We start from the raw sequence: 6,201 nt of genomic DNA, 5'->3' as shown, positions 1-6,201 counted from the left end.
ATATTCGGCGGGGCCAATGCAATGCCTTGCCACTTCCGTGCGTGAGCTTATCGTCAAGAAAGGACAAACAGGTCTTGCTTCCGATGCGTTCACGATCGCGCCGGCCATCAAAACCAAGCCCAGTACCTCTCCCGCGTCACATCCCCTCTACGATCCGACGACGTCAATTGATATCGGAGCGGCCGAAATCAGGTGGCGCTGGTCGCAGACTGGCGACGATCCAATTCTTGTCGCCGCCGCCTACAATGCAGGCGGTTTCTATGAAACGACCCACTCCCCGTGCTTATGACGACCACCTCGACCGGGCCGCCAAATGGTACGGCGACGCTTGCGTCGTCCTTTCGGAAGCCGGCGTTCTCTAGCGGGAGCCGCCTGAAAAGAAAACAAGTAATCGATCGTTACGAGGGAGCACCATCTTGGTTAAATTGCCCACGCTCAAGTGCATCCTTCTTACCGCGCTTTTCGCGCTGGCCTTTTCTCAAGGCGCCTTCGCGCAAACCGATACACGGCCTGTCGGTATCTCGGACTTCGTGTACTCGGCTTCCGGCAAATCGCTAACGATTCTTTTCGTCACTGCAGTCGTTCTCGAAAGCGCGTTCGCCATCATCTTTAACTGGCGAGTGTTTTTGGCCTACTTCGCTGCGAAAGGCGTCAAGACAATCATCATGATCGGCGTGTCGTTGCTGGTCGTTTGGATTTTCAATCTCGACGTAGTGGCAAGTCTAGTCGCGGCATACACGCTTCCAGCCACCGGTGCAGACCAGACAGCACTTGCGGCGGAAGTCGCCAAGACCACAGGCCCCATTTCGAAATTGATAACGGCCTTTGTATTGGCTGGAGGCAGCAGTGGCATTCACAACATGATGTATGCTCTCGGTTTCCGCTCGAGCCGCGACGCTGACGTGACCCCAAAGCCGCCGCAAGATGAGGCATGGGTATCCGTCAGAGTGAAGCGGGTAAATGCAGTCGCACCAGTCCAGGTGGCACTGTCGAAAGTGGATGCGGCCCCAGAAAATGTCATTCCGCCGGCGTTGGCCGGGACAATCCGTTTTCGACGGCCAGCCCTTGCAGAGCTGCTGTTTCGCAATGTGGACCGCTTTCCGCAGAACGGCGGTTATGTGGTCGAGCCAAACCAGATCTATCGGATCCAGATCGAGGCGCGCGACGCGAAAGGCACGCTGCTTGACAGGTTTGATCGATATTACAAATTTGCGCCTCGCGCGATCGTTGACTTCGACGTGGAGATCTAAATTTTTCTTGCGGCGCACGTCAGCCGACAAGGGTAGTGGAGGATGGCGGCATGAAAACAGGCACAAATGCTCGCGCTCGCGGGATTCAAAAAGTGGTCGGAACATCCTGCCGAGCTCGTCTTTCTGGAACCATTGGCCTGATCATCCTTGGTCTCGCCGATTCCCATGGCCATCAGGCCCAGGCGGGTGATTTGACGCTCAAGCCGACACAATTCCTGCAGATCAGTCCCGACCTTTCTGTGGACGGCAAGGAAGCGACCAACGTGACCGGCGCTGCCTGTGCCGACGTGGATGGAAATAGGATGTCGTGTTTGCTCGTCGGCGATGAGGTGAAATACGCTCGGTCCTTTTCCCTCTCGGATCAACATCTGATCCCGGGCCGGCAGCTTTACCTGTTGCCGAAGCGCAACCAAACGGGGGAGAAGTTTGACGAAACGGATGCCGAAGGAGTTGCGTTCTACAAAGGAGCCTATTTTCTTGCTGGCTCCCATAGCCTCAACAAAGGTAGTCAAAAACAACAGTCTCGTTATTTCATATATCGCGTTGCGATCGATGGTTCGACGGGACAGGTTGCGGATTTCGGCACGAAGGACACAGCCTCCTCTCAGGTCGAAAAAAATGCAAATTTCGAAAAAATACTTGCCGCCGATCCGAAGCTAGGGCCGCACATGGCGCAAATACCGGACGATGGCGGTGTCAACATCGAGGGCATCGCGATCTCTGGTGATGCTCTATGTCGGGTTTCGAGGCCCCTTGCTGGATGGTCAAGCCGTCATAGCCTCGATACCGCTTCAAGCCGCCTTCGACGACCCCAACGCTGGGCTGACGCTCTACCCGGTTGATCTAGGAGCCGGCCAAGGTATCCGCGATCTCGCAGCGGTTGACGGCGGGCTGCTTGTCCTTTCGGGACCTCAAAAGGACATGACCGGAGCGGCGAACGTATCATTTTGGAAGCCGGGAATGAACAAACCATCGTCCTACAACATCGAAAAGGCAGGACTCGCAGACAGCAAGCCCGAGGCTTTAACTGTCCTCAAGGCAGCGGATGATCGTTACTCGGTGCTGGTCGTGTCAGACGGCCCGCAAAACGGGGCTCCCGCGCTATACGACATTCCGCGTCAATAATTCGTTTTGCCGCTTTCACCTCACTCGTTTCATTTGTCCGCGTTGGTAAAAAGTTGGAAAAGTCGCACTACATACAACCAGAATGAGGCTGTTTGCGTATGTTGAAGACGGCGTAAGCGCCAAGCATATTTATGGGATAGGACGATATGTGGAAGTTTGACAGGGCTCTGGAACCTCCGCCAGAAGCTCTGCGCGGCCAAGCCGCAATCACTTTCGCATGAGACTGCGCGAGTTCCTCTTGGTTGAAGCTTCCCGGCGCTCGCAATCCAGCGCGCCGGTCGAAGTCTCGCATATTCACGATACATCCGTCTCGGATGCCCTCGCACACCTCTTCCATGGCAAATGCGCTTTTTGCGAAAGTCGCGTAGCGTGCCGGCCCTACCAGTTCCGGCCGGCCGCCGAGGCGATCCCACCCGCCGCCGTCGATCCCCACCTCTTTTACACTTGGTTAGCGGATGCGTGGGAGAACCTTTACCCGATCTGCGACCGTTGCCAACCGCGTGAACCAGCCTACTTTCCCATCGCGGGCCAACGCATGCGGGTTCCGAGCCGAGCTCTTCTCAATCGCTTCGCGCGGAACTCGAGCGGATTGTCCTGGCGTGGCGATCGTCCGCAGGAAAAACAACTGCTGCTCGATCCATGCGAGAAAAGTGACCTAACCCAACACCTCGTGGTGCAGTTGGATGGAGTACTCAAGGCCAAGTCCAGGCGGGCGGCCGAGACGATTGAACATTTTTCCCTCAATCGAAGCGAGTTGATAGAAATAAGGAGGCGGTTCTTCTCTGATCGTGTCAGGATGCTTCGAATCGGCATCGCTAACCTGTGGGACGACGCAGATTGACTTAGCGCCAGCAAATGTCATTATCGCGCGAGCAGTCCGTTGGTCAGTCTTCTGGGGGATCGCATGAAGCGCTTCGTGAGTGATTACGCGACGAGGGCTGCGGAGAAGCGAAAACTTCGGATCTATGCCACCGATCCGATGAGCGGCCGGCGGGCTCCCTACAGGATAACAGTCGAGGTTGATAATGAACCGGAGCTTTCCCCAGGCCCTGTCGGGGAGATCGTCGAGGTTATAGACTACGATGGTTGGAACAAGAAATTCTACGGCGCTGTCGATCTCAATGATCCCGCGTTGCTGATGGAGTCGGGGTTAGCGCCCAGCGAATCCGATCCGAGATTTCATCAGCAGATGGTCTATGCGGTGGCCATGAAGGTCGTCGAAAGTGCGAGACGCGCGCTCGGCAGGCCGATCAACTTCAGGAAAAGCTCCACGCGAACGAAGCTTCGTCTCGTCCCCCATGCATTTTGCGGAAAGAACGCCTTTTTCGATCCCGACCTCAACGCGATCATGTTTGGCTATTTCCAGGCGGACGCCGTCTCGCCCGGTCCGAATATACCAAGCCAGACTGTCTTCACTTGTCTGTCGCACGACATCATCGCGCATGAGATGACCCATGCCATCGTCCACCGCCTTCGACCCTATTTCATCGAGCCGAGCAACATCGACGTCCTGGCGTTTCATGAGGCTTTTTCGGACATCGTCGCCCTCTTCCAGCGCTTTTCATATCGAGAGCTTCTCGCTGAGCACATTCAAACGTCGCAAGGGATGTTGCAGAAGTCCGAGATGCTTGTCGAACTCGCCCAGCAGTTCGGTTATGCGGCCGGCAGGGGCAAGGCCCTGCGGTCTGCCATCGGCAAAAGCCCGAAACTGGCAGAAACGCACGAGCCGCACGACCGTGGCGCAATCCTGGTCAGCGCGGTGTTTGGAGGATATTTCGATGCTTATCAGAAGCGTATCGCCGACCTGCTTCGTATCGCGACAGGCGGGTCCGGACAGTTACCAACCGGCAGGTTGCACCCCGATCTCGTGAATCGCCTTGCAGGTGAAGCGTCGCAACTTGCGGAACGCTTTTTGCGGATGTGCTTTAGAGCCTTCGACTATATGCCGCCCGTCGATGTGACCTTCGGGGATTTCCTTCGAGCCCTGGTGACGTCCGACTTCGAACTCAATCCCCAAGACAGCGACGAGGTGCGGTTTTCCATCATCGAGGCCTTTCGCGAACGCGGTATCTATCCCGCAGGCGTGGTCTCGCTCGCGGAGGAATCGCTGCTTTGGCCGAGCCAGATCAACGGCCAGCCACCGCCCGTCGACGCTGGACTGCTCGAGGATGCTCGACGGTTCCTCAACTATTCAGCAACGGCCCTGGACCAGGGTCGTATTGCGCGCCGAAGCAGGTCGCGTAACAAAAGTGAAAGCGCGACCTCCGCTTACGAGAGTACCGTGATCGAGACGGATGAGGCCGAGGCAGAGGTCGGAGGCGACCGACTGTTGCGCGACGGGCTTTTTAGCGCTTTGACGCACTATGCACGGTTCAATCTGGACATTTTCGGGCTTGACCCAAATCTCAAGGTCGCAGTCGTCGGGTTTCACGCGGTCCACCGCATTACATCGGATCAGCGGTTGGTGATCGAGTTCGTCGCGCAGTTCATGCAGATCGATGAACAGACCAGGGAGCGGTTTAGAGGCATTCCGTTCAGAGGCGGCGCAACAGTTATTTTCGGCAGCGAAGGCGAGGTTCGTTATATAGCGTCTAAGCCGATGAAAAGTGAAAACCTGCCGCCGGAATTTCGAAAGGCCGCAACCGCCCGTCTTCACGCCACTGACCTCTGTCTCGAAGAGCTCGATCGGCGGGATCCTATGATGGCTTTCGCTGACGAGGAGTACCTGGAAAATCGTATGAAGCTGCGCGCGCAGTTCCGCGCCCTCCACGGCGAAGGATGAACGCGCATGGCTAAGCTGAAAATCACGAAACCCAAGCCCAAAGTGGACGAGCCGGTTGGCGAGCCCCAGCAGGCAAAGATCCGTGTGCGCATGTACAATGTAGGCTTCGGTGACTGTTTCCTTCTGCAGATCCCTGGCGATCCGCGTCCGAAGCGAGTGGTAATCGACTGCGGTTCGCTGAAAAACAAGCACTATAACATCCAGCAAATTTCCGATCAGCTTATCGCCGATGTCACAGATGACGACGGCGTTGCTCGGATAGACCTGCTTGTCATGTCCCATCGGCATGCTGATCATATTTCCGGATTTGCGAACAAGAAATGGGCGGCGGTCGAGGTTGGCGAAGTTTGGATGCCCTGGATCGAATCGCCTACCGATCCCGAAGCAAAGAAGCTCTGGAAAAAGCAGAAGGAGCGCGCAAAAGCGCTGCAATTTGCAGTTGAGAAGCAGGCGACTTTGGGCTTGGCACTTGACCCGCTCCTCGCCGACGTCGCCGCGGCCGCCCTGTCGAACGAGGACTGTCTTGCCGTATTGCATGACGGCTTTGCAAAGAAGGTCGTGCCGAAATTTTACCCTCAGGGAGACAAGGTCGTCGAAAAGATCGAATGCGTGGTTCTACCCGGTGTCGATATCTTCGTTCTCGGTCCTCCTCGATCGCGGGGTGCCCTGAACCAAGCCGACCCGCCAACCAATCAAATCCTCCTTGATGGTTTCAATATCGATATAGATGGCAACAGGGAGAAGGTCCGCCCGTTCGGAGAAGACTGGGTGGATGAGAGCGCCTTCTGGCCCGGCTTTGACCACCAGGCCATTGACGAAGCGGCTTCGCAGAAGCGGCTTTATGAGGCGGTTGCTGCTGAGCTCGATGCCGAATTGAACAACACGAGCCTAATCCTGATCTTTAAGATCGGCGAGGATTATCTTCTGTTTCCGGGCGATGCCCAATGGGGGCCATGGGAACGCGTATTCGCCGACGAACAGGCTGTGAGCCTGCTGAGCAAGGGCACCTTCCTCAAGATTGGACATCAAGCCAGCCACAATGCG

Annotated in this window: 5 protein-coding genes and 1 pseudogene; all 6 read left to right on the top strand. The window is 56.4% G+C overall.

Translation table 11 applies throughout. The annotated features are described in order from the left end of the window. Positions 1–289: transglycosylase SLT domain-containing protein (locus C9413_RS26135; protein WP_210263613.1), on the top strand; the 289-nt coding region annotated here is incomplete at its 5' end. A 127-nt stretch (positions 290–416) separates the two neighbouring features. Beyond that, a complete protein-coding gene (locus C9413_RS26130; RefSeq protein WP_133938055.1) occupies positions 417–1,250 on the top strand; it encodes a hypothetical protein in 834 nt (277 codons plus the stop codon). 50 nt (positions 1,251–1,300) lie between these two features. Beyond that, positions 1,301–2,375, top strand: a pseudogene (locus tag C9413_RS33830) (DUF3616 domain-containing protein). A 217-nt stretch (positions 2,376–2,592) separates the two neighbouring features. Continuing rightward, positions 2,593–3,216 (top strand): hypothetical protein, encoded by a 624-nt coding sequence (locus C9413_RS26115; protein WP_040114116.1) that lies wholly within the window; start codon positions 2,593–2,595, stop codon positions 3,214–3,216. A gap of 63 nt (positions 3,217–3,279) precedes the next feature. Then, positions 3,280–5,157, top strand: a complete 1,878-nt coding sequence (locus C9413_RS26110) for a hypothetical protein (protein ID WP_052451683.1) — start codon at positions 3,280–3,282, stop codon at positions 5,155–5,157. Between the two features lie 6 nt (positions 5,158–5,163). Further along, positions 5,164–6,201, top strand: a 1,038-nt coding sequence (locus C9413_RS26105) for a hypothetical protein (RefSeq protein WP_170251098.1), incomplete at its 3' end; no start/stop codon positions are given.

It is taken from the genome of Rhizobium sp. SEMIA 4085, assembly GCF_013004495.1.
Lineage (GTDB): Bacteria > Pseudomonadota > Alphaproteobacteria > Rhizobiales > Rhizobiaceae > Rhizobium > Rhizobium gallicum.
This window is presented reverse-complemented; position numbering and strand designations above follow the sequence as displayed.

Excerpts from the sequence above, each read along its gene's own strand:
- C9413_RS26110 (WP_052451683.1), top strand. The coding sequence starts at position 3,280 with ATGAAGCGCTTCGTGAGTGATTACGCGACGAGGGCTGCGGAGAAGCGA.
- C9413_RS26115 (WP_040114116.1), top strand. The coding sequence starts at position 2,593 with ATGAGACTGCGCGAGTTCCTCTTGGTTGAAGCTTCCCGGCGCTCGCAA.